Here is a 24,191-nt window from a genome sequence, read left to right as displayed (position 1 = left end):
TCAATGAAAACCGTAAATGATTTTTCGTTCGAAAACAAAACCGCACTAATAAGAGTCGATTTAAATGTCCCATTAAATAAAGATTTTCAGGTAACTGATGACACAAGAATAAAAGCTACTATCCCAACCATCAAAAAAGTATTAGGAGATGGAGGGAAGGCTGTTCTAATGTCTCATTTAGGCAGGCCAAAAAATGGTCCCGAAAACAAATTCTCTTTACAACATATTGTTAGCGACTTGGAAAAAGCTTATGGTGCCACAGTTCACTTTAGCGAGGAGACAATTGGTGATAAGGCCGAGTCAGCTGTCGATAGTTTGCAAAACGGAGAGGTTTTACTTTTGGAAAATGTTCGTTTTCATGAGGGTGAGACGAAAGGCGATGAAGCTTTTGCAAAATCACTTTCAAAGCTAGGTGATGTATACGTGAACGATGCATTTGGCACTGCACACCGTGCACATGCATCCACTACTGTGGTAGCAAAGTTCTTTGAAGATAAAATGGCAGGTTTTGTTATGGCAGCTGAAATCGAAAATGCTGATAAGGTTTTAGAAAAAGCAGACAAGCCTTATACCGCTATCATGGGAGGAGCTAAAATTTCCGATAAAATCCTCATCATTGAAAAATTGTTAAGCAAAGTTGACAACCTGATTATTGGTGGTGGCATGTCTTATACATTCTTTAAAGCGATGGGAGGTAAAATCGGTAATTCCCTAGTTGAAGAAGATAAATTAGATCTGGCAAAAGAACTCATACAAAAAGCTAAGGAACAAGGAGTAGAATTAAAACTGCCAATTGATTCCATAGTAGCAGACAATTTCGCTAATGATGCCAATACTAAAGTAGCTCAGAACCACGCCATAGAAGATGGATGGATGGGCTTGGATATTGGACCTGAAGCAACCGCTATATTCCAAAAAACAGTAGAAGAATCAAAAACTATCCTTTGGAACGGCCCTATGGGCGTTTTCGAAATGGAGAATTTTGCAAAAGGAACGAAATCGATAGCTGAATCTGTAGTAAAAGCTACCGAAAACGGGGCATTCTCACTAATTGGCGGAGGAGATTCTGCCGCTGCAGTTAATAGCTTAGGCTATGGCGATAAAGTCAGTTACGTATCAACTGGTGGTGGCGCTTTACTTGAATATATGGAAGGCAAGGAATTACCTGGGGTAGCGGCTTTGAAAGCTTAATTTTAGATTAATGAAGTGTTGAGAAAATGTGATTCAGCCCGAATTTGGAATAATATGTACGAAGAAGGTGTCTCCATCAATTTTCCAGTACATCTGTTGCCCTCAAATAGCTAGTACGAGCTCTCCAGCTCGTGCTTTCATTTTTTCAACTTCGTAACTTCCTCTTTAATTTCCAAGACGATATCAGTTAACTCCCTCAAGCTCATCGGAGGCTTATCTCCATTTTTCACATCAGGAAACTGAGTGCTAATAAATGCTTTAGCCTCCCAAATTTCCATTACACTATCTACTGGAATTTCGTAAGGAGAATAGACCGTATTATCAGAAACCATAAACAGCACACCCTTTTCATCGGCATAATTAAAGACTCTTTTATAAACCACTCCTTCTTGCTCACTTACGATAACATAGGTTTTGCCATTTCGAATTGACTCCGATCCCTCTACATATTCGCCTATGATTATAGTACCCGGCTCTAAAGGGAGCATGGAATCGCCACTGATTTCAAAAGCTCTGTAGGTGCTGTTGCGAGGTAAATTTGGCAATTGGAAGCGAGGAAGTTCTTGCAAATATTCCGGATCCGCATAGCCATTGGTATATCCAGCAGAAGCCTTCTGGGGCACCAATTCAATATTTTCACGTTCTTGACTGTCCACCGTAATAGCCAACACTTTGGTTGGTTTCTTAGTGACCACCATCGGACTGGACAAGTCTTTCCCCAGTAAATCATCCACACTTACATTAAAAAGTTCAGATAATTTTAATAAGGTCTGAATTCTAGGGTCTGCCCTGCCCTCTTCGTAGGAACCAATCTGTGGACGCTTCACTCCCAGTTCATCAGCCAAGTCCTGCTGTGTCCAGCCCTTCTCCTTTCGGAGATATTTAATATTATTATTAACCAAGCTCATTTTTTTATTATCAAGAAGAAAGTATCAAGTATTTAGGAAAGTAAAATAACAAGATTCAATACTCAACTTCTACTTCTTTATATATTATTTCAAAATTAACACATCGTCTTTTCACTTTTATCTTTTTCTTAGCTGTTTTCGGACTGACTTTCGGTACAAACCTAATCAACTGCACAGAACTCTTCCATTCTTCTTCTACCCAATTCCCGCATTGGAGGTTAGGGGGCTTTTGGGGGATTTAGGGGGTTGGAGCTCTAAAAATCATCAAATCATCCCTGACCCTATTCTGCTCATTCATATGATACAAGACCTTTTGATGTAAAGAAATCTTATCTTCTGCTCCACTGAAACGATTCCTTATTCTGCTTACTACTTCGCTTACCGTATCATTTGGTTCGGCCAAAGTATAGCCATACCAACTACTATTACCGGCTCTAGCCTTTACCTGAAAATGGACCTGACACCGTCCTGAGTTTAAGCGCTTACTCGACAACTTAATTTTTACATCCATTTGCTAAACATTTATCATACAAAAAGATCTTATTCAACTTTTTTACTATATATTTTAGTAATTGTGTTGCTAAATTTAGTATTTTAAAAAATAAAAGCCAAATAAAGGCTAAATATTTTAGTTTTATGCGAGAAAATACCATCAGATCCATCATTCATTTAGATATGGACACTTTCTTTGTGTCTGTTGAACGCCTTTTAGATTCAAGTCTGAATGGTAAGCCTGTTATTGTGGGAGGTGGACACAGAGTCGTGGTAGCGGCCTGCAGTTACGAGAACCGCACACATGGCGTGCATTCTGCCATGCCCATGAAATCGGCTTTATCGCTTTGCCCTGAAGCCAATGTGATTTCGGGAGATATGAATAATTATAGCTACTACTCTAAGTTAGTCACTGAAATTATTAAGAGTGAATCCCCTCTTTTCGAAAAGGCTTCTGTAGATAAGTTCTATCTGGACGTAAGCGGAATGGACAGGTATTTTGGATGCTCTGAATGGGTAAAAGAGTTGCGGAAGAAAATCATTAATGAAAGCGGATTGCCCATCAGCATGGGGCTTTCACAGAATAAAATGGTATCGAAAGTGGCTACGGGAGAAGCAAAACCCAATAATACCCGGCAAATCCTACCCGGCACTGAAATTCAATTTCTAGAACCTATGCCCGTGCATAAAATCCCGATGATAGGAAAAAAAACTTCTGAGCTTTTGCGCTCTAAGGATGTAAAAAAATAGAAACGCTCATAATAAATAAATTTATTAATCTTCACTTACAATAAGAAAAATGTAAAATTATATTTTCACTAAAAATAAAATCAAAATAGCAAAAAACTTACATTAAAATAAGTATATGCCTTCAATTCAATCAGGTAATCCTGAAAAATTAGTCCTCTTTGAAAGATCTTACCTAGTTTGTAAATTCACAAATTAAAATTTAATTATCGGGTGATATATATATCTCATCCAATAGGATTTTATATGAATTAAGTTTCTCAAACCTCTTAATATAATGATTAGTTTTATTAGACTTGGGAACTTTAATTTGATAATAAACTCCGATAGAGTTAATACCTAATGGTTGATGGGTCATTTCATCCCAATAAACAAAATCATTCTCCTCATTATTATAGATAAAAAGTTTATAGATATCATCTATTTTTACGCTTGCTAAGAAATATTTTGCTCTTGAATCATAAAATAAATAAAAGCTTTCTATTCTATTATTAAGATCATCTATATCAAAATAAAAATCAATGCTCCCCCTTTCATAATGATAATATGTAGCCTTTCTAAACTTCGGATAGTTAATTAACAACTCTTTATCACTTACCACATCAATAAATGGAGTGAAAAGCCGATCTCTATCATAAAAAATATTCCAATCCTTTAAGTCAAAATAAGTATCGATAGTTTCAAATACTCTTTCAGGTTTATCAAAAATTATTTTATCAGATTCTTTAGTTACCAATGTGAATTGCGGCACTCCATACTTCTTTTTTATTGCTTTACTTTGAATCAAATCATAGCCTACAGTAAGAAAAGGAGTTTTATAAGCGTTAACACTAGTAGTATTTAAATATTTCAAATCTTGAAAATCCCTATTAATAATAGAAATATCGCTTGAGTTCAATTCAAAATCACCCATAGCTGTAGATAAAACAAAAGAACTATCATTATTTTGCCATACATCATATAACCTTATTCGCCCTTGATTAAATCCATTATCAAATAAGTCTGATATTTTAAAATTCTTTTGATTAATGTTTTCTTTATTTAGAATTAAAATATCGTACCCCCCTTCTTTAAACTGAAGACCTAATGAAAGTTCATTATTCAGAAAATATATTTTTTTTACATTATAAAAATCATGTGCAAAATATAATTCCTCCATATTTTCAATCTCCTGACTAAAAACAGAACTGTGCACCATTATCAAAGATATTGACACATAACTATAAATTAAGAATATTCTTTTCATAAACTTTATCCTCTAAAAAAACATATTTAATTTGACTATCTTGAAATGTAAAATAAAGTGGCTTTGGAATTATTAAATCATAATTAAAAACCTCCTTTTTTTCATCAAAAAATAATTTGGCATTACTTTTCACCAATGAGATATGCTCTAAATGAATATTAGATTTCTCGCCAACTACAAATAAAAAATCAACTTCCAATTCACTTGCTAATTCTGGATTAATTTCAAAACATGAACTACATGAAAATACGTTATAAAACAAACATTTTTTATTTTCTAAATCTGATAATGGAATATTATAAACTTGTTCCAAATAATAAGATAAATTTGTTTCAAATTTTACATCCTTATTGTCACAACAGGTAAAAAACAGACTAATTGTTAATAAACTCAATATTATATTTAATCGCTTGTAATTCATTTTCTTTCTTTCGTTTTAAAATTATTAACTCATTCGAATTACTTTCCACTGCTAATAAATCCTTATTTCTATCCAACTTAAATTCTTTTAAAATTATTCCCTTATCATTAAAGAAAATAATATTTATATCGCCATATTTTATTTCATATTTCCCATTGACTATATTAATGCTATTTTGACTGTAAAAAACTCTACTCATAACATTAATATCAGAATGATAATTTATTTTAGAGTAATATGGAGTTTTCATTCTATATTCTTGTAAATACCTTTCATCTAATATTTTTTTAAACTCCATAGGTTTTGGTAGTTTTACTCTCCTTGACGGAGAAATTTGAAACTGATCAAGAATTTGAAAAGACGTGTCATATTTAAAAATTTGATGACTCATAGGATAAGAAATAAAAAAAGAATTTTTTAAGTATGTTAAATACGGGAAACTTAAATCGTATGGATAGTACGTGCTTTGAATTTTATCCATAATACCTGTTGGAACTAACTTAAAAGACAAATTTTGACTTTCCCTATTAATACTTGCTAACAAAGGACTTTCTAATTTTTCTGACTCACTATAATTATCAAAGTATCCTAAAGGATAAACATTAAAATAATAGCTATTCTCAATTAAGTACAAATTGGGAGGAACTCTTAAAAAGGGGGTAACAAAGCCATGTGTAGAGGGATATCCAGTTTCATCTTTAACCCTAAAATATTCATATGAGTCAGTTTGTAAATTAAACTCCATTATTTCACCAAATTCAGAAATTACTGCAACAATTGTATCATTTATGAAATATTGCTTTATCTTAAAATGTTGATGTTCTGGTTCTAGTTTAAAAAATTCATCTACTTCACCATCATTTAAATCCAATGTATAAATTGAATATGGATTTATAAAAGACAGCCCATATAACTGGCTACCTTGTAAAGTAAAAAAAAACAGCTCTGAAGGAATATTATTTGGAATTGAAAAAGTTACACTATCTTTTAAAGAAATATATAATGAATCAGAATAATTTATCCTCTTGGAAACTAAAAATTCACTATCTAGGCTATTTGAAGTACAACCAATATTTATAAAAGCTACATAAAAATATGTAGCTTTTATAATTAAAGTATATAATTTATTCATCATTACGGTGCAAGCTGTTTTTCTGGCAATGATCTTATATCGCCTGTTATACATCTGTTAGCTAATGCACTTGCACATTCTTGATATGAAGGAGTGGAATTTCCACCATAAACATTCATCCATTTTCCTCTCGCCCAAGCCTGACTGTCATGCGGTTTTAATGTTAAGAATATTCCAAATAAAAAAACAACCATGCTTGAAATTGCAAATAATCTCATTCTTTTCTTTTGCATAATAAATATTATTAATTGTTAAAATTTATTTAAGACAATCCTCCACCACTACTAAAAACTTGAAACGAAAATCTATCTGAAATGAAAACACTTAGGTGAGTCCAAGTCAATATTTTCCACTTTGTAGGTTTGGTCAAAAGGCTGCTTTCGCTAGCACTAACAACTTTCCAGCCATACCATTTTTCAATAGTATTTTTGAATTGATGTTATAAATCAAAAAAAAAAAATGTAAAAGCAAAATAAATTACATAAAATATTTAGTATTTAGTTTGATGTTACGACATTAAAAAGTAAGATATTAATACCAAAAAAAGCTTTAAAGGAATTAAGAAGAATATTGATTCAAATAATTATATTTTTAATAGATTGAATATCTTACTGAAAATTACATCCTATTTTATAGGGTTTTGTTACTTATTTGAAACTAAAAACAAAAGACCAATTATTTGAGACAAAAAAACCTCTGAGATTAACTCCCAGAGGTTCAAATATTTTTAAGTCTTTTTTTTAATCTTAAACGTAATTATTCAACATCACTGGCATTACCAATAATAAAATATCTTCATTCTCGTCCATATCAGAAGGAAATAATAAACCTGCTTTGTTTGGTGCTGACATATCAATGCTTACTTCCTTACTGTCTAAGTTATTTAGCATTTCAATTAAAAACTTAGCGTTAAAGCCAATTTCGATATCATCCCCTTGATGCTCGCAAGCCATAATTTCGCTGGCTTCATTAGAGAAGTCTAAATCTTCAGCAAAGATTTGCAATTCGCTTCCGTTAATTTTCAAACGTACTTGGTGAGTCGTTTTATTAGCATAGATGCTGATCCTTCTCAAAGAGGACATAAACTCTTGACGGTTGATGGTCAATTTGATATTGTTTTCAGCAGGAATTACATTTTCATAATCAGGGAAACGCTCATCTACCAATCGGCAAATCAATTTGATATTATTGAATTTGAAATAAGCATTGGACATATTGAATTCCACTGCTACGTTCACATTCTCAGCTGGCAAGCTGTTCTTCAATAAAGACAAAGCTTTTCTAGGGATAATGATGCCTGTACCTGAATCAGAAGCTACATCTACCCTTCTGTAGCGAATCAAACGATTACCATCTGTGGCAACGAAAGTGGTATTCGTTTCATCAAATTTCACATAAACACCACCCATAGCCGGACGTAATTCGTCATTGCTTGTGGCGTAAATAGTATGGTTAATAGCCGTAGCTAAAACATCTGCTGAAATATCTACTGTATCAGGGTTTTCAACTTCCTGCACTTTAGGGAAATCCGTAGCATTTTCACCTGCTAATTTATACCGACCATTATCAGAGCTAATTTCAATGCTGTAAGTTTCCTCATCAATAGAGAAAGTCACGGGCTGCTCTGGAAGGTTTTTCAAAGTATCCATTAAAATTCTAGCCGGAACTGCTATGCTACCGTTTTCAGATGATTCCACATCAATCTCAGTAATCATGGAAGTCTGCAAATCCGAAGCTGTGATAGTCAATAGACCATCTTGAATTTCGAATAAGAAATTTTCTAAAATAGGCACCATGGGATTGGTTGAAATCACCCCATTGATGGATGAAATTTGCTTTAATAATGCAGATGAGGATACTAAAAATTTCATAGTTTTTTATTTAGGGCTCGCTTTTAAAATCTTCCAAAAGCTTAGCTATAAACTTCTTGATTTTGTATTACCAACAAAGTTAAAAATTAATTTGCAAATCTATACTTTATAGTGCATTAAGCAATAAAAAATTCTTAAATGGTAGGGAAAAGTCGGTAGCGGGAAGTTTGAAGTTAGCAGTTTGTCAATTGCATATTATCTTTTTTCAGTTTTTCCTAATTCACAACAACTTCTCCAACTCTATCCAAATCTTCTCCATTCGCTCATTTCGAATTGCCGCCCATTCTTTACCATTGATATGAACCAAATAGGCATTGAATTCAGGATTTTTAAAAAGTTCAAGTTTCAAACTTTTGTCTTTATCCAAGCCTTCAATTTCTATAGTACCGGCATTATCGAAACTTTCTTTTCGTTCTAAAGCGATGTGGTCTTTGGGTAGGAATTGATCCACAAAAAAGTAATTAAATCGCTCTACGAAATTCATCACTTCAGCAGTATCGGCTTGTTGATTTTGTATGCGTAATAATCTATCTTGATATTTGAATTCTATTGCTTCTTTTTTCTGTCTGTTAATTTTCAAACTGACCATATCCTGCCAAATACCGTCAAAAATCACACGATCGCGCCAGTCATTTTCTGGCACTTCATAAATTCCAGCTACATAGCTTTGGTATCCCGGTAATTGCATAAGATAAACTTCCTCCCCATGTACAAAATAGCTTCGCATCGCTTGGAAATCTCCTCCTACAGTATAAGATTTCAGAACCCTTTCATTTCCATAGATATTAACCTGAACCCCTGAATCCAAAACATTTTGCTTGATTTTGCCTGAGTTCTCACTATTAATCGGCCTTTGTACACTGACTTGCTCCAACAATTTAAAAAACACCTGTTGCATGGAGGCATCCAATAAATACTTTTCATTGACTGTCCATGAATTGCTATTCCTTTCCAAAGTGTTTTTGAAATTCACTGTACTCAATTCTATTCTGGAAATGGATTGATTAGCATTATCAACAGCAAACAAATCCTTATCAAAAGAAGTGGATTTTCTCTCATAGGGATTGTAACTGTAGGCTAAAACAGACAAAACCACTAAGCCTAGCCACACAGATAATAAGGCAATATTTTTCCTTAATTGAAGCTTAGCCATTGAACTTTGCATATTTTCTCTTCCTCCAATAATATCTTAAAACACCGAACACCACTATCAAAAGGATTGGAAGTGCCACGTTAATGAATTGTAGCCAAACTTTGTCTTCAGCCACTTTAACCTTATCCAAAGGTCTAATCTTCAATTCTTTATTTCTGGAAATAATCAAACCATCCTCATCCAATAAATAATTTAACATATTGAGAATTAACTGGTCATTAGCGAAATTTGATGGATGTTTAGCATAAGGATCAACCCCCAAAGGAAAGGCTTGTCCGTTCCGTTTATTGATTTCACTCAATAACAAATCACCATCAGAAGCCACTATAATTGAATTCTCAACACTTATACTTTTTCTGGCAGATTCATTTTTGCCTTCAGGTGGTAACCGATTTTGATAAGCAGAAGTGAATTCTCCTTCCAATAAATAAGCAACTGGAACATTCTTCAAATTGAAATTTTCCGGTTTCATATCTTCTTTTAAATTTTCAAAACTGATATGAAGGGGACCTTTTAACTTTCTCGTGTAATCAGAAGTAAAAAGCAAGGGTGTTTTTTGAATGCCAGTTGAAGCTACGGTATCGATTGAACTTACAAATTTTCCGTAGACTGCATTCAAATTGCGTACAATCGGGTGTTCAGCATATTTATTTAAAATGATATAATAAGGCCATGGTAATAACTGAATCTGCGGATCTTGTCCTAAATTCCCTGTTACAATTGGAAAATTCCCGCTATTGACATCCTGTAAAATATCATTATTCACTCTCACCCCATATTTGAATAATAAATCATCCAATCCCGTTTCAATGGGTAGAGCCATAGCGCCATAATCCTTAATAGAATCTATATCCATCATCAAGCCATCCATAAAAAACAAGCCTTTCCCGCCATTCATAATGTATTGGTCGATGTCATATAACTCTGAATTACTAAAGTCTTCTGATGGTTTGACAAAAATTACGGCATCAAAATTTGATAATCTTGCAGTATTCCCGACTGGAATAAAATCATATTTTGTACTCACTACTTCGTTCAACCCATTTAAAACCTCCATTGAAGGTGAGCCCTTCCCTTGATATAATGCCACACTTTTTCTTTCAGAATTCGACAGACTTTTGATAGTAGAAGCTAACTCAAATTCTAAATTTTCTATGGATTGGGTAATCGCTTGACCAGCACCTGATGCATTATTTCCATTCAATAGGATAACAGGTAAACTTCTTCCACCATAAGTAATTTCTGCACCGGGGAATATCAATTTCTGCGATTTCCTACCTTCCTCATTATCATAAACTGTGGTAGGCTGAATCCCTTTATCCACTAAATAGCGATAAAATTCATTTCTTGAATTGGCTGTGCTGGCCTCATCAGGATTGACGAAACTGTACTGTAAATTTCCGTAAGCGTAAGTTTTGAATTGCTCCAACGTCTGTTTTACAGCTGTTTGCAAACGTGTGAATTCCGCATTGATATCACCCGCCAAATAGACCTCCACATAAACAGGCTCTTTTAAATTTTGCAACATACTGATCGTTGCCTCATTCATGGAATAACGCTTTTCTTCCGTCATATCATAACGAAAAATCTGATGACGTACAGCCAAGTTTACCAATATCACCAAAGTAATAATGATCAAAAATTTTAGCGTATATTCTGTTGATTTATGCTTTAGGAATTCCATTTTCTCAATTTTAAAACCCACAAAGTAGCCCCTAAAAACAATGCTGTAATGGATACAAAATAGATCACATCACGAAAATCAATTACGCCTTTGCCTAATGCATCATAATGCGACAACATACCTATTTTTTCAATTTGCAAAGCTGAATTAGCAAAAACTGATAAATCCGCTACAGATGAAAAGCCTATAAATGCAATAAAACTAATGAAAACGGCAATGATAAACGCCACGATTTGATTTTCCGATAAAGAAGAAGCAAAAATCCCAATTCCGGTATAAGCTGATGCTAAAAATAATAAACCAATGTAAGCACCCACGATACCCGCTGAGTCGATATTTCCAACGGGATTACTTAAATAGGATAAAGAGAAATAATACACCAAAGTGGGTATCAATGAAATCACCACAAGCACTAAGCCTGCTATATATTTACCCAATAACAATTTTAGTTCCGTGATGGGTTTAGTCATTAGCAATTCAAAAGTCCCGCTTTTCGATTCTTCAGCCAAAGCTTTCATAGTAATGGCTGGAATAAGGAACATCAAAACATAAGGCGCCAAATTGAAAAAGATGCCCATATCGGCATAACCATATTCAAAGATGGCAGTATCGGGGAAAACCCAAACCAGCAAACCCATGCTGACCAAAAAAACACTCATCACCAGATAAGCAATGAGGGAATTTAAAAAGCTATTGATTTCTTTGCTAAAAATACTCCACATACGCTCAGCTATTTTGGGTCAGTTTGTGAAAGACTTCTTCCATATTCCCTTTTTCTAAAGAAATCCCTACTAAATCGACATCATTTTGCGTAGCCCAGCTCAGAATATTCTTGCGAAGATCTTTGGTGGTTTCCAATAAATATTCAGTTTCTGTTACAAGTTTTACAATGATCACTTCTTCTTGAGTAGTCCAGTAAGATAAATCAGCCTTACTTTCTAATTCAATTCTTATAGTAAACTTCTCCTTTTCATTTGTTAATTCGCTCACTAATTGATCAGCCACCAGCTTTCCCTCTTTGATGATGATAGCTCTATTGCAAAGTGCTTGCACTTCTTGCATGATATGCGTACTCAACAAAACCGTTTTATCTTGACTAATTGATAATATCAAGTTCCTAATTTCAATAATCTGATTCGGGTCTAAGCCCGTGGTCGGTTCATCCAGAATCAAAACAGAAGGGTCATGTACCAAAGCTTGAGCTAATCCTACTCTTTGTCTGTATCCTTTTGACAAGGCTGCGATTTGTTTGTTTTGTTCTTTTTGCAATCCACAAAGCTCAACTAAATCCCGTACTCTATTTTTTAACGATTTACCAGACAGACCATAAATTCCTCCACAAAATCTTAAAAATTCGTGCACATACATATCTAAATAAAGGGGATTGTGTTCAGGAAGATATCCAATATGCTTTTTTAATTCTAAGGGCTGCTTAGCTACATCAATTTCATCCACTTCCACAATTCCTGAATCAGCAGGTAAAGTTCCTGTGATCATTTTCATGGTGGTGGATTTCCCAGCACCATTGGGCCCCAAGAATCCCACAATATTTCCCTTTTTGATTTCAAAGGAAACATCATTTACAGCAGTTTGAGCTCCAAATTTTTTAATAAGACCCGTAACGAGAATGGACATTCAGAATTTTATGGTTAGTTATGTTCGTTGAACGCAAAAATAGTATTTTAATTATGAAAAATTCAAACACATAAGAAAGGAAGCACACTAAGATTGATGGTTGATTTTAATTTTTCCTGGATCATTGTTCATATCAAACACATCAGTTACATAAACTTTAGCATTTTTCTGTTTTGCAATAATTTTGTAATTCCTTTCTATGATATATCGGTGCTCCTGCTGAAGGGATTGAAGTTCATCTACTAACCTTCCTCTGTTGCTAAAAGTCTGTAAAGTATCAGCTCTATCCAATATTTTATTTGTGAATTTTATGGCAATATCTGCTTCAAATCGGCAATAAATATTTTTTAGGCTCTTTTCTGCAGGCTCAGTAATCACTACCTCCATCAATCACCATTTGTTCATATCCTCACGGATTTGTTCAATAGGTTTAGTTTTACCCTCTTTAATAGCTTGATTTGAAATTTCAGCTCTTTCCAATAAATCTAATTTGGAAATTTTATTTCCATCTGGACTATAGCCTACCACATCGTTTTTATTTTTGAAGCATTAAGTACTTCTTTTACTTTTTGAATTATATAAATGTCATCAGTCCTAGATAGCTGTTCAATTAAACGCTCTCTTTCCTTTACCATACCCATTAAATTATTTTTTAATATCATGATAAATATAACAATAAATCGCCAGATTATAGTCTCATCTACTCCAAAACCAAAGGCTCAAAACTAAAGCAGATTATAAAAATGATCAAGCAAATCCAGCCCAACACTTTTCTACCAGTGCTTAACGGTCTATCATCTGGAGCAACAGGATGCTTCACACCAATCAGTCTTCCTAATAGGAATACAAAAAGTAAATAGCCAGAAAAGCCTGTCACTGAAGGGAATAAATAGGTAGTAAGATATTGTGCAACAAACATGCCCACAGCTAACATTAATGTAGTGGATTGCTGGAAGCCTAAGCCTTTGAATGAAAAATACAAAAAGCCAACATATAAAACGCTGTATAAAGCAAAATCACCTAAATCAATTCCTGCAGTAATCAATCCTAAGCCTGCTACAAAAGTGAAAATCATATAAAGAGTGAAAGCTATAATATTATGATTCTTAGCTCCAAAAAGACCATAAATCACATGTCCACCATCCAATTGGCCAATAGGAATTAAGTTTAAAGCAGTAAAAAATAAAGCTAAAAAACCAGCAAATAAGTAAGGATAGTGAATGATTTCCCTATGATTTGGCAATCGCTCAGGATCTGCCACATTATTTTCAAACCAGCTGAACAAAAGATTATTTCCTAAACTAATCCCCATCATTTCTTCCCCGTTATCATAGACATGATCGGCATATTCCAATCCGTATTGTTCGTATTCTGGATGAATTTCAAAAATATACTCTGGCTCTGGCAAATTGGTGAAGCCATAAAATAACACACCCAATGCCACCACAAAACCAGCTATAGGCCCAGCAATGCCTATATCAAAAAACTGTTTTCTTGATTTTATCGGACCTACAATTTGAATCAATGCTCCAAATGTACCAAAAGAAACTGTCCCCAAGAATCCTAACCACCCTGGAATATAATTGGGCAAAGTGACCTCCACTTTATGGTATTTGGCAGTAAAGAAATGGCCAAATTCATGCACAGTCAGAATGAAAAGGAATGGGATGGAATAGTGCATCCCTGCAAAAAAATCAGCCCATGAATAATCGGGAGAATAGAAAAGAATACGATTGGTAATCCATTCCGAACCTGCAAGGGTAGTTGTTATGAATGTTATAACAAAGAGTAAAATCTTCTTTGTATAATAGCGTGTATTTTTCTCAATCATATTGCAGACAATTTACTTTCTAACAAATCAATGAAGCCTCCATTCCTCGGAATATGGAGAGTGTGAATACCTAAGCTGGTAGCCGAATCCAAATTAGCTTGACCATCATCCATAAACAGCACTTGATTAGCTTCTGTTTCTGTTTGCTTCAAAACATTTTCATAGATTTCAAGGTCTGGTTTTCTTTGATTTAATTCATGAGAAAAATACACTTCATGAAACAGTTCATTTAAATGATGATATTGATATGAATTGGATAGAATTTTATGAAATGCCTGCTCATGAATAGCATTAGTGTTACTTAAAACAATGCATTTATAATTTTGTAGTAGGCTTTTAATGCTTTCAATTCTGTCTGCAGGAATCTCCCCTAGCATAGCATTCCAGGCTATTACAATATCATCATCAGAAGCAGTTAAGCTGAATTCATCTCTTAAACTTTGAAGAAATTCAGCATCTGCAATTAATCCTTTTTCATACCTTCTGAAAATCTCTGCAGACAGATAAGCTCTTTCCACTTCCTTTTCAGATAAGCCTGATAAATTTGAAAAAGCTGAAATCGTTTTCTCAACGTAGAGGTTAATAATGACTCCGCCTAAGTCAAATATGATGGTCTTAATTTTGTGCAAAAGCCTTTTGGTTAATTAGATGCAAATATGGTTGAAAGGCAATCTAAATCAAAATATATTGAAAACATGAATCGAACTCTATTGGATTAAGAATCGCTCTGAATTTTCTTCACCATTTTTATAGCTAGTTTGCAAGAAATATATTCCCGGTCTCAAAGTGCTGGGAAGTTTCACTTCTAAACTATTCTCCCTGAAATATAGATTTTCCCATTGCAATAATTTTCCTTCTTGACTAAATATGCGAATGTACTGAAGCTCGTCCTTACGCTTTTCGGATAAATCTAAACTAAAGGTGAAATCATTTCTTATTGGGTTTGGATGGATTTTCTCACTTGGAATAGAATCAATTTCAATAACTACTACTGGTTCCTCCTCTTCTTCACTTCCCCCGGAGCAAATCACCAATTGTTCATCCACACCCTTACGAATCTCTCCTAATCTCTTATATACGTTTTCACCTGGACACAAAGTATTGCATCCATCCTGATGACCTGCAATTACCCCAAGATTTGCATTTAAAGCATGGGCAGTATTTCCCAAGGGTTCTAAATCATCTTTAAAGGCTTTCCAACTCAAAATGGTTGATAAGCTTTCTAACATTTGGGACTTAGGTTCAGTGATTTCATAGTTTCCTAAAAGGCAAATACCCATCGTATTCGAATTGGATCCACAGAAATGAGCTCCAATTACTTTATCTTGCTCGCCATTAGCAGGATCCCTTCCTGCATAAATTACGCCATCAGGAGCTACTAAATAATTATATCCAATATCCGACCAGCCATTTTCTTCGGTATGAAATATATAGATATCTCTGACGGCTTGGGTATAATCTGTAATATTATTAGACCCAGCAGAATGGTGGACAATCATATTTTCAGTGCTTGTGAAACTTCTGTTATAAGCGGGCTCAGGTAGTCCAGCTCGCCATTCCGATTGCTGAATAACGCCATTCAATTCACAATCATTATTTTGAATTGAAATTGATTTTCTTTGTGAAAAGTCAGCATATTCTCCGCTGCCATTGATGAGGACCACTTCAAGGTCGTTTAACACTCTTTGTGAATATATAGCTATTTCACCTACTTCTCGATCAAAATGAATTAGACTTGAATAAAAATAATTTGTTCTTTCATCAGAATGAAGACTATTATTGAATAAAATAGTATCAGAATTATTGACAAAACCAATGGTCCTGAAGTCAATGGCTTGAGTTGACTTCAATGCTATGGAAGTAAATTTAAAGTTACTAGTTTGTCTTAAGCGCTGACTATTCCCCAAGTCCAAAGCAAAAGAAGTATGAATTTTTTCGTTTTGAGCTGTTAATTGGAAACTTAGAGTAGCTATAAATAGAATAAAAATTAAACGCATATGATCATATCAGATTAGACATTAGTATAACTTACGTAACTGTTGAAATATTGGATATGAATACAAAAAAAATAGGTTTGCTTTGATCAGCAAACCTATTTAAGAACGAAAATTTATATAATCGCTACTCTTTTATCATTTTATTCATACTCCTTAAACCATCTCCCCACTCAATCTGCATAAAATACATCCCATCTGGGAATTTGCTTAAATCAATTTCTAATTCATTATATAAATGACCAAAATCAGATATTTCTTCAATTAGTCTTCCATCTGGACCTATAATTTTAATCGTTGAAATTTCATCAACACCCTTTATTCTAAAAATACCATTTGAAGGATTTGGATAGATAACTACACTTTTTTCAAAAGATGATTGATTTGCGGTATAACTTACTCTACTAACTGTAATTTTACCATTATCAGAAATAGCGGAAATCTCTAAAGATTCCTTGTTTTCCCCTGTCAAATCAAAGATTATATCAGATTCCTCGTTCATAGGAACCCCTGGAATATCAAATTTAACTGAATACCTTCCTGCAGGAAGATTCGGAATTACAAACTCTCCATTTTCATCCGTTTCAAGATAAGCCACGAGCTGTCCATTTTCTAGTATGCTTCTAAATGACAAATCTCTACTTGAACCCGTTACCACTCTAACACTGACACCAACTCCACTTACCCTTCTTCTTGGTAATTTCCGTTCTCCATCTTCAAACTCCTCCTCTAAAAACCCGCTAAAATTTGACGTTCCGTTAAGAGGTTCAGGTTCTCCTTCCATAGTAACTTCCAATCCCTCAATATTGCTTCTATGATAAATAATGTTGGCAAATTCCCAATCGATAGTATTTGTGAAATACGTATTTAATAAATCTGGGTATTCCTGATCATCATTGTCCACATATAAAACATAATCACCTAGTTCCACATCTTGCATTTCAAAAACTCCTCCAACATCCGCATTCACAAAGAAATCGCCATTACCCAATCTTACACTGTCATATTCAGCCCCTTCTTGATATTCAAATAAGTAGACTTGACCCGCTTCAGTCGGAAATTTATTAGCATCTGAAATCTGACCACTAATATTAGCTGTTGCAATTACCTGTACAGGGTTTGAAACTAATTTGAATTCGGGATCAATGGAATTAATCAAGTCATTCCGGACTTCCAAAACATATTCACCCATCGCGCTATATGTCAGGGAATCGATTGAAATGGAACTAGAATCAGATATATTAATTCCTACACCATTTCTAAACCATTGGTAAGTATTGTTTGTCCCTCCTACTGAGTAACTTATGGAAAGCTCTGCTCCTTGCGGTAGCTTTTGGTCTGCTTCATTTCCAAATTTGGCTTGATTAGCAAACGAAATACCATCAATTGTAATATTCGGTTCTAGATCCGAGTAATCAAGTGAATTATTAGTCACATCTATTAACTCCAAATTGGGAAGACTTGTTAAATCTGCTAAGCTTTCAAGAGCATTACCTGATATATTCAAAGTACGTAAACCTAAAATATCATTTATCGCATCAGGAACAGAGCCTGTTAAATTATTCTCCGGTAAATTAATTTCCACTACTCTATTATCCTCAACAATAATATCCTGACCATTGTCTGACCAAGTAGTTGGATCCGCAGCAGCAGTATCCCAATCAATGGAAGTCCAGCCCTCACCATTAGTAGAATCATAAAAGACCCGTAGAGCTTCTACATCACGCTCCAACGTGGAAACTTTTAACTCTGTGGGTGCAGAAGACAAGCTTAATTCACCCAATAAATCGTTATTTACCTCAACATAATAGATCCCTTCATCTAACCTCTGTACATCATTTAAAACCAAAGTAGAATTCGTTTCCCCTGCAATCTGAACAGAATCTTTATACCACTGAAAAGTGTTGGAGGAAGCAGGTGCTTCAATTTCAATTGACATATTTGCTCCAAGGAAATCAAAAAATTCTGGTGGAAGATTATACGCGAAATTCTGATTTTCATATGCAAAATTTAGGACGGTGACAAAAGTTTCTAGTTGATCAAAACTTAGTTCATTTCCACTGACATCCAAATTATTCAAAGACCCAACTAATGCTTCCAAAGCGGTGATATCCGTTATATGGTTTTGTGAAAGATTGATTTCATTCACAAAATTCAAATTGCCTAACTCATTGGGTAACACACCTTCCATTTGATTTCCAGGAAGATTAATTGAGAAAAGGGAATCTTGAATCATACTCAAACCTTCCCAAGTGTTGAGCTTTCCAGTAGTCCAGTTTTGTGCATTGTTCCAATTTTCACCATTAGTACTTTCATAAAATGCCAGCATTGCCAAAGAATCCTGCTCTAAATATGTTGAAACTGGTAACTTTATGCTATCCTGAATACTGAAGGCACTTGTATCACCCGTATTCGAAATGGCACGAACGTAAAAATAATAAAGTTCTGAGTATTCGGGAGCATGAAAAGTAATGCTATCCGAAGGCACCACAAATAAAGAATCATTTTGAGCTATCGAACTTGTATCATTATTTATTCCGATATACACTTGATATTCATCTGCACCTGGTACAATTGGCCAAGTTAAATCAAATAGATTTGATGTTGGGTTTGAGGAAACGGGAGTCGGGATTTCAATCGGAAGTAACTGCACTTCCACAGAATTACTGTAGAATGAAGAATCTCCAGCTAAATTAATTGACCGCCCGAACACATAATAAGTTTGAAAAGGCTCTGGTGCAGAAAAAGTTAAAGACGTATCCGATATTAGAAAAGTGCTATCTGATGAATGCGAAGGAACAGTATCATTTTCCATCGAAATGAATATCTCATATTCGCTAGCATTCGCAACTGAATCCCATTCCAAATTGAATCCAGAGTTCGTAATGTTGGTAGCAGAAATAATCGGAGGCCCTGCAACTGCTGGCACTTCAAAATAGGAAATAGAAAGCTCACCCCCTTCTTGTAGAATCAAGAAATCCTTAAAACCATCATTATTTAGGTCCAATATATCAAAATCTGCAATAATTCCACCATCGTAAGAAACAGTTAGCTCTACAGTTAATTGACCAGCACCATCATTTAATAAAAAGTTTAAGGACGGAGAATTTTGATCAGAAACAATTAAATCTTGGAAACCATCACCATTTAAATCTTCAACCACCAATTTAGCAGGTGTAAATCCTAATGGAATTGTGGTAATATCAAATGTTTCTGTACCGTTGTTAAACGTGAATATTTCTATTTCGTCAGTATTTTGATTTGAAGCCACTATTTGATCAAATCCGTTATTCAATAATGATATATTCTTGATTTCAAAAATCTGGTCCGATGATCTTGGATTACTAGTATAAATGGTAGTATCATGATTGAAAAGGTCAATAAGTCCAATTAAACTCTCATTGGCGTTTAAATAACTAATATCTGCATTTCCATTGTCGAGATAATTACCTTTTAAAATCTGGTTAAATTCTCTGTTATTTGGTTCAATAAAGGGTAAGATCGTTTTTGCATATGGACTACAATCTGAGAATCCTCCACCCTCACCACTGAGTATGCTTGACGAAGAACTTAAATCAAAAACACTAAATAGTGCATCAGTAATCCCGTCAAAATCAGAATCGACAAGCAAATAATCATTATAAATGCTCTGATCATCGAAATTACCATCGCCAACAGGAGTAAAATTACCGTTCCCATCATTCTTAAAATATATAATCCCCTCAACGCCATTATATTCTACATCAAAAAGAGCATCTACACCTAAGGTTCCACCAATATTTGAAATTTGAAGCTTAAAGTCAGTGGGGTTTAAAGTCACCCCTTCTGAATTAAGAAAGAATTCATGCGAAGTCGTTGCTCCTGATAAACTACTAATTACAGTCACGGCCTCATAATTGGAGCTAACAATCATAGCATCAAAATCGCTGTCATTGTTAATTTGTCCTAGCTCCATTTTACTCTGACCCAATAATACCGTCCCATTAATGCTGTCCAGTATGGTTTTATTTTCATAATTGCTGGCTTCTAACCCAATAGTATTATCATAACTAACAGTAAATTGATCAGATCCATATAATATTTGATCACCATTATATACAACTTCTATGTTTCCAGATCTAGCGCCATCAGGAACTCTGACCGTTAAAGAATTATCAGTATTGCTCACTACATTTGCAATTTTTCCACCGATAACTACTTGGTCTGCTGGGGAAGCGAATGGCCCCGACAAATTCAATGTGATATTTTCTCCCGCTGATGCAAAAGATTCATTTAGACTTAAGATTTTTCTTTGATAATAAAAAGGGTTTTCACTTTCCAAATTAGAGGACAAGCCTAATCGTGCGGTATCAGCAACTGAAAAATCGTACTCCAAGGCGGACTGGAAAGATGTGTCAGTGTTAAATCCATTCCCTAAAGATGATCCGTCAAAAAAATCAATCAATTCCAAACTTGTGAAATCGGTGATACCCTCTGCCACCTTATCGGAAACAATTGGTTCAAAAGTAGCAGCTACATTATTATCTGATAACAATGCAGTTACCTCCCAATACTCTTTAGTACGATCTCTAATCAATGCGGACTTGATAAGTAGTGAATCCGTTAATCCACAAAAATTATCTAAAGGATTAACCCGGATCAAATCAGACGTTTGAAATTCATTATTATCTAAAACACTAATTTGACGAGGACCATCATCATGCCCCACGGGAAAAATAAAAGGGGTATTCCCTCTTTTACTAACTACACCATTGATGTAAGAGACTTCTTTTGCTCCAACAACCGCTGCATCCTGACCAAAAACCACCTCCTCAAATCCAGCACTGAAGATATCGTAGTCGGCAACCAATATTCCCTGATTCAATGTTAATTGACCTTCGATCATCACTTTAGAAACTAATTCTCCGTAAGACTTCAAAAGTACCAATTCTGGTATTTTCCTGTCAGAACTTGGATCCTCAGCAATATCCACTACTACATTATTATAGATTATGGAATCTTGTAAATCACCAAAACCAGTTATTTCCTGATAACCTGAGCCATCATATCTAAGTGTTGACTGATCGGAAAATTTAATTTTACCACCATTACCTGACCTTTTGAAATAAAATTTTATATCCACATCAGTATACCCTGTAAAATTCACTTGAAATTGACCGTCTGTATTTTCTAGAGCATTTAATTCAAAAACATCCGCGATAATTCTAGAATTGTTAAATACAGCATTGAAAGGTTGAGGACTATTAAAATTATCATTGAATAAAAACAAATTTCCTCCTACTGTAAAATCAACAGACTGAAAATCAATGTTAGGTATATCATAAAGTTGTGTGCTGTCACTAGCAGAATGTCGGAATGAGAACTCCTCACCCACTGTAATTCTAAGAGAATCACCATTATTAATAGCATGAAAGAGAATTTGCTCCCCGTTTGCATTATCATCTTGCTCAAACACCAGATTATCTCCTACATCTAAAGTGGCTGATTTTGTCAAATCACTTTGCATAAAAATACCTACAGAGTCGGTTTGAATCCCTGATAAGTGCCCTACTTGCACATTATTCCTGATATTAAGTCCACCGTTTGTTATCCAGATTCCAACATTAGGTTCTACTTCAATTCCACCAACAATATTGACTTCATTGATCTCAAAATCCTCTGATTCATTAATTGAAACTCGATGGTAAATATTGACGGCAGAATCTAAAGGCGGGACGGTTCCGCTAGACCAGATTGCAGGATCAGACCAATTACCATTTGCAATAGTATTAATGAAATATGGGGCCGTCTCAACCTCAAAAACAGTGGTATCGCTATTGGACAGAGCTCCATTTTTACTGAAAATCTGGAAATAATAAGTGGTGGCTGGCTGTAACCCCTGAACACCAAAGTCACCAGTATAAGAACTTATGTTGGCAGGATTAAACCCAGGTAAAAAGGTATTAAAACTATCTTCTGAAATTAATACTTCATAAAAAAATTCATCATCACCAGCTAAATTTGTAAAAGAAACATGCAGTGAATCGGGAAAGTGTTGTATTGAGGTTTCAGGAACTGGTAAAGGCTCAGGTTCTATCAAACGAATATTCATTAAGCCAGAATTATCACCATTTCGATCCCACAGTCGAATAAAAACCTCCTCTCCTATTGGTAATCCTTTAATAGTATCTTGTTGATGTGCTTCAAAGTTACTACTACAGTAAAATTCATTAAAGCTCCCGCATGAACCAGTGTACACAGAGAACCGTGACTCTAGTGCTTGATCAGGAGAAGATAAAACATCATATAATTCCCCAAAAGTCTGTATAACGAGATCTCCAGAGTTAGGTACTTGAGCTTTAACCCATAAATCTCCGGTTCCTACACTGTAAATTGAATCCTGACCACAAGGTGATCCAATTCCGGAATTAGTACTATTGAAATAAGAAATTGGTGTTATAGAAGAAGACCCAGTGCTTTCTTCGTATCCAAATACATTCAAATTTATTGCATTGGAACATTCCTGGTTTGAAGCGGCAGTTATACTTGCACCTGATTTTATACGGACAAAAAATTCGTCCTCAATAAATGCTGGTGGGAAAACTTTTAAGCGATAATCCCCACTTTGCAAATTAGAAAAGCTAAAATTTTTCTCAACATCCTCAAGTGCTACTCTTGTAAAAGTAGATTCTGCTTCTCCTACGCAATCCTCTCTTCTTTCCAGTTCAACAAAAAGAGGATTATATGGATCATAGTCTCCCACTTCAACAATAACATCTTCTTGAACGGCTAAGGAGAATTCATAAAAAAGACTATCTCCATAGGAATTAATGCTTTCACCGTAATTGGTAAGAACATTGACAACAGGATTTTGTGCAGGACTGTTGCTTTGTGTTCTACTGTAAATGGAATCTCCATCAATAACTAAGCTATATGCATTAGCACAAGTGACATTAATGGGAGATCCTGAGTAAGAAATATTTAAATCTCCATCAATAAAGTCTATCCCTGTATCAGTACCATTATTTGAGATGACGATATAGTAAGTGTTTCCAGCATTGAGTGTTTCGTAAATCTCCAATAAGTTATTCGAAACTCCAGTGGTATCGAAGGCTAAGCGAGTTGGGGTATTATCATAGCAATTATCAAATAATTGTAGTGAACCACGGTCTAAAGATGCAATTTCAGAAAAAGTAATAGCGTACTCTTCGGTAATTAGCGGACTAAAAGTGAAAATTGCTTCATTCCCAGAATCAAATAAAGGGTCTAATTCGTAATTATTGGCATACTGCTCCGTACTTACTCTAATAGAGTCATCAACAGATATAGTTTTAGGCAAACTACAATCATCCCCAGGCCTGCTTCCTACTTCGAAAGAAAATGTATCTTCCAAATCATCACTACCACTTGATTCAGTTCCATTATTGGGAATTCCATTATTTAAAACGAAACCATCAATATTTAAAATACTATAGGCAGCATCATTCCAACCATCACCAAAAGTATCATAAGCCTCAAAACGATAGGCTATTCCATCTTGAAGACAAATAGTATCACTTTCTGATGCCCCTGTCCCTAAATATCCTGCAGAGGTCTCAGCAACAATAGTATTACTATTTTGACGGTAAAGCCTCCAATAGATTTCTTCATTATATTGCCCAGCGGTTCCATCTACTTCAATAATCACTTCAGTTTCACCTACTCCGCATTGACCCCACACATCAAATTGACTCAGTGCTAATAGGATGAAAATTGACAAAAAATTCTTCATATTGATTAGCTATATCATAAATTTAAATACATATCATATTGTCCTTACAAAGGACCTTACATCTTTACAAATTAAAAAATAATATTGTATAAATCCTAATTATTATTTTTTTATTGCTATTTATTTACGTTATCTT

At 34.6% G+C, this 24,191-nt stretch carries 19 protein-coding genes; 2 read left to right on the top strand and 17 right to left on the bottom strand.

Annotated features, from left to right (window positions below; translation table 11 throughout):
* Positions 1-3 precede the first annotated feature (3 nt).
* Positions 4-1,191 carry a phosphoglycerate kinase gene (locus AAC601_RS03585; protein WP_303268238.1) on the top strand — a complete coding sequence of 396 codons (1,188 nt, stop codon included), beginning with the start codon at positions 4-6 and terminating at the stop codon, positions 1,189-1,191.
* A gap of 137 nt (positions 1,192-1,328) precedes the next feature.
* On the opposite strand, the gene AAC601_RS03580 is transcribed toward AAC601_RS03585, so the two are convergent.
* Both AAC601_RS03580 and AAC601_RS03575 read right to left on the bottom strand, forming a co-directional pair.
* The gene (locus tag AAC601_RS03580) at positions 1,329-2,099 is read right to left on the bottom strand and encodes a LexA family transcriptional regulator (protein WP_340152490.1); all 771 of its coding nucleotides are present in this window, start codon (positions 2,097-2,099) and stop codon (positions 1,329-1,331) included.
* Between the two features lie 238 nt (positions 2,100-2,337).
* The gene (locus tag AAC601_RS03575) at positions 2,338-2,610 is read right to left on the bottom strand and encodes a hypothetical protein (RefSeq protein WP_303268236.1); all 273 of its coding nucleotides are present in this window, start codon (positions 2,608-2,610) and stop codon (positions 2,338-2,340) included.
* Positions 2,611-2,735: 125 nt separating this feature from the next.
* Between AAC601_RS03575 and AAC601_RS03570 the strand changes: the two genes are divergently transcribed.
* Positions 2,736-3,341 carry a hypothetical protein gene (locus AAC601_RS03570; RefSeq protein WP_340152489.1) on the top strand — a complete coding sequence of 202 codons (606 nt, stop codon included), beginning with the start codon at positions 2,736-2,738 and terminating at the stop codon, positions 3,339-3,341.
* Positions 3,342-3,540: 199 nt separating this feature from the next.
* Here AAC601_RS03570 and AAC601_RS03565 read toward each other — a convergent pair whose 3' ends face one another.
* The 15 genes from AAC601_RS03565 to AAC601_RS03495 all read right to left on the bottom strand — a co-directional run bounded on the left by AAC601_RS03565 (position 3,541) and on the right by AAC601_RS03495 (position 24,055).
* Positions 3,541-4,584, bottom strand: coding sequence for a hypothetical protein (locus tag AAC601_RS03565; RefSeq protein ID WP_340152488.1), 1,044 nt, complete (start codon positions 4,582-4,584; stop codon positions 3,541-3,543).
* A complete protein-coding gene (locus AAC601_RS03560) occupies positions 4,559-4,978 on the bottom strand; it encodes a hypothetical protein (protein ID WP_303268234.1) in 420 nt (139 codons plus the stop codon). The genes AAC601_RS03565 and AAC601_RS03560 overlap by 26 nt, the downstream gene beginning before the upstream one ends.
* Complete coding sequence (locus AAC601_RS03555; RefSeq protein WP_340152487.1) at positions 4,959-6,140, bottom strand: hypothetical protein; 1,182 nt, start codon at positions 6,138-6,140, stop codon at positions 4,959-4,961. The genes AAC601_RS03560 and AAC601_RS03555 overlap by 20 nt, the downstream gene beginning before the upstream one ends.
* Complete coding sequence (locus AAC601_RS03550) at positions 6,140-6,355, bottom strand: hypothetical protein (RefSeq protein WP_340152486.1); 216 nt, start codon at positions 6,353-6,355, stop codon at positions 6,140-6,142. Before AAC601_RS03550 ends, AAC601_RS03555 begins: the two co-directional genes overlap by 1 nt.
* 528 nt (positions 6,356-6,883) lie before the next feature.
* Positions 6,884-8,008 (bottom strand): DNA polymerase III subunit beta, encoded by a 1,125-nt coding sequence (gene dnaN / locus AAC601_RS03545; protein WP_340152485.1) that lies wholly within the window; start codon positions 8,006-8,008, stop codon positions 6,884-6,886.
* A 220-nt stretch (positions 8,009-8,228) separates the two neighbouring features.
* Entirely contained in the window at positions 8,229-9,161 is a 933-nt protein-coding gene (locus AAC601_RS03540; RefSeq protein ID WP_340152484.1) for a hypothetical protein, read from the bottom strand.
* The gene (gldG, locus tag AAC601_RS03535) at positions 9,154-10,845 is read right to left on the bottom strand and encodes a gliding motility-associated ABC transporter substrate-binding protein GldG (RefSeq protein ID WP_340152483.1); all 1,692 of its coding nucleotides are present in this window, start codon (positions 10,843-10,845) and stop codon (positions 9,154-9,156) included. Before gldG ends, AAC601_RS03540 begins: the two co-directional genes overlap by 8 nt.
* Positions 10,833-11,567: a gliding motility-associated ABC transporter permease subunit GldF gene (gldF, locus tag AAC601_RS03530; protein WP_340152482.1), complete on the bottom strand. Its 735-nt coding sequence runs from the start codon at positions 11,565-11,567 to the stop codon at positions 10,833-10,835. Before gldF ends, gldG begins: the two co-directional genes overlap by 13 nt.
* A gap of 4 nt (positions 11,568-11,571) precedes the next feature.
* A complete protein-coding gene (gene gldA, locus AAC601_RS03525) occupies positions 11,572-12,480 on the bottom strand; it encodes a gliding motility-associated ABC transporter ATP-binding subunit GldA (RefSeq protein WP_340152481.1) in 909 nt (302 codons plus the stop codon).
* A gap of 87 nt (positions 12,481-12,567) precedes the next feature.
* A complete protein-coding gene (locus AAC601_RS03520) occupies positions 12,568-12,867 on the bottom strand; it encodes a type II toxin-antitoxin system RelE/ParE family toxin (protein ID WP_340152480.1) in 300 nt (99 codons plus the stop codon).
* A 3-nt stretch (positions 12,868-12,870) separates the two neighbouring features.
* On the bottom strand, positions 12,871-13,008 hold the full coding sequence (locus tag AAC601_RS03515) for a hypothetical protein (RefSeq protein ID WP_303268225.1): 138 nt from the start codon (positions 13,006-13,008) through the stop codon (positions 12,871-12,873).
* Between the two features lie 172 nt (positions 13,009-13,180).
* Positions 13,181-14,311, bottom strand: coding sequence for a site-2 protease family protein (locus AAC601_RS03510; RefSeq protein ID WP_303268224.1), 1,131 nt, complete (start codon positions 14,309-14,311; stop codon positions 13,181-13,183).
* Entirely contained in the window at positions 14,308-14,940 is a 633-nt protein-coding gene (locus AAC601_RS03505; RefSeq protein ID WP_340152479.1) for an HAD family phosphatase, read from the bottom strand. The genes AAC601_RS03510 and AAC601_RS03505 overlap by 4 nt, the downstream gene beginning before the upstream one ends.
* A 78-nt stretch (positions 14,941-15,018) precedes the next feature.
* Entirely contained in the window at positions 15,019-16,308 is a 1,290-nt protein-coding gene (locus AAC601_RS03500; protein WP_340152478.1) for an N-acetylmuramoyl-L-alanine amidase, read from the bottom strand.
* 124 nt (positions 16,309-16,432) lie between these two features.
* Positions 16,433-24,055 carry a T9SS type A sorting domain-containing protein gene (locus AAC601_RS03495; protein ID WP_340152477.1) on the bottom strand — a complete coding sequence of 2,541 codons (7,623 nt, stop codon included), beginning with the start codon at positions 24,053-24,055 and terminating at the stop codon, positions 16,433-16,435.
* Between the last annotated feature and the right edge of the window lie 136 nt (positions 24,056-24,191).

This window comes from uncultured Marivirga sp. (genome assembly GCF_963974845.1).
Lineage (GTDB): Bacteria > Bacteroidota > Bacteroidia > Cytophagales > Cyclobacteriaceae > Marivirga > Marivirga harenae.
Note: the sequence above shows the minus strand (reverse complement) of the source record. Positions and strands in the feature narration are given on the sequence as shown.

Excerpts from the sequence above, each read along its gene's own strand:
- AAC601_RS03585 (WP_303268238.1), top strand. The coding sequence starts at position 4 with ATGAAAACCGTAAATGATTTTTCGTTCGAAAACAAAACCGCACTAATA.
- AAC601_RS03580 (WP_340152490.1), bottom strand. The coding sequence starts at position 2,099 with ATGAGCTTGGTTAATAATAATATTAAATATCTCCGAAAGGAGAAGGGC.
- AAC601_RS03575 (WP_303268236.1), bottom strand. The coding sequence starts at position 2,610 with ATGGATGTAAAAATTAAGTTGTCGAGTAAGCGCTTAAACTCAGGACGG.
- AAC601_RS03570 (WP_340152489.1), top strand. The coding sequence starts at position 2,736 with ATGCGAGAAAATACCATCAGATCCATCATTCATTTAGATATGGACACT.
- AAC601_RS03565 (WP_340152488.1), bottom strand. The coding sequence starts at position 4,584 with ATGAAAAGAATATTCTTAATTTATAGTTATGTGTCAATATCTTTGATA.
- AAC601_RS03555 (WP_340152487.1), bottom strand. The coding sequence starts at position 6,140 with ATGATGAATAAATTATATACTTTAATTATAAAAGCTACATATTTTTAT.
- AAC601_RS03550 (WP_340152486.1), bottom strand. The coding sequence starts at position 6,355 with ATGAGATTATTTGCAATTTCAAGCATGGTTGTTTTTTTATTTGGAATA.
- dnaN (WP_340152485.1), bottom strand. The coding sequence starts at position 8,008 with ATGAAATTTTTAGTATCCTCATCTGCATTATTAAAGCAAATTTCATCC.
- AAC601_RS03540 (WP_340152484.1), bottom strand. The coding sequence starts at position 9,161 with ATGGCTAAGCTTCAATTAAGGAAAAATATTGCCTTATTATCTGTGTGG.
- gldG (WP_340152483.1), bottom strand. The coding sequence starts at position 10,845 with ATGGAATTCCTAAAGCATAAATCAACAGAATATACGCTAAAATTTTTG.
- gldF (WP_340152482.1), bottom strand. The coding sequence starts at position 11,567 with ATGTGGAGTATTTTTAGCAAAGAAATCAATAGCTTTTTAAATTCCCTC.
- gldA (WP_340152481.1), bottom strand. The coding sequence starts at position 12,480 with ATGTCCATTCTCGTTACGGGTCTTATTAAAAAATTTGGAGCTCAAACT.
- AAC601_RS03520 (WP_340152480.1), bottom strand. The coding sequence starts at position 12,867 with ATGGAGGTAGTGATTACTGAGCCTGCAGAAAAGAGCCTAAAAAATATT.
- AAC601_RS03510 (WP_303268224.1), bottom strand. The coding sequence starts at position 14,311 with ATGATTGAGAAAAATACACGCTATTATACAAAGAAGATTTTACTCTTT.
- AAC601_RS03500 (WP_340152478.1), bottom strand. The coding sequence starts at position 16,308 with ATGCGTTTAATTTTTATTCTATTTATAGCTACTCTAAGTTTCCAATTA.
- AAC601_RS03495 (WP_340152477.1), bottom strand. The coding sequence starts at position 24,055 with ATGAAGAATTTTTTGTCAATTTTCATCCTATTAGCACTGAGTCAATTT.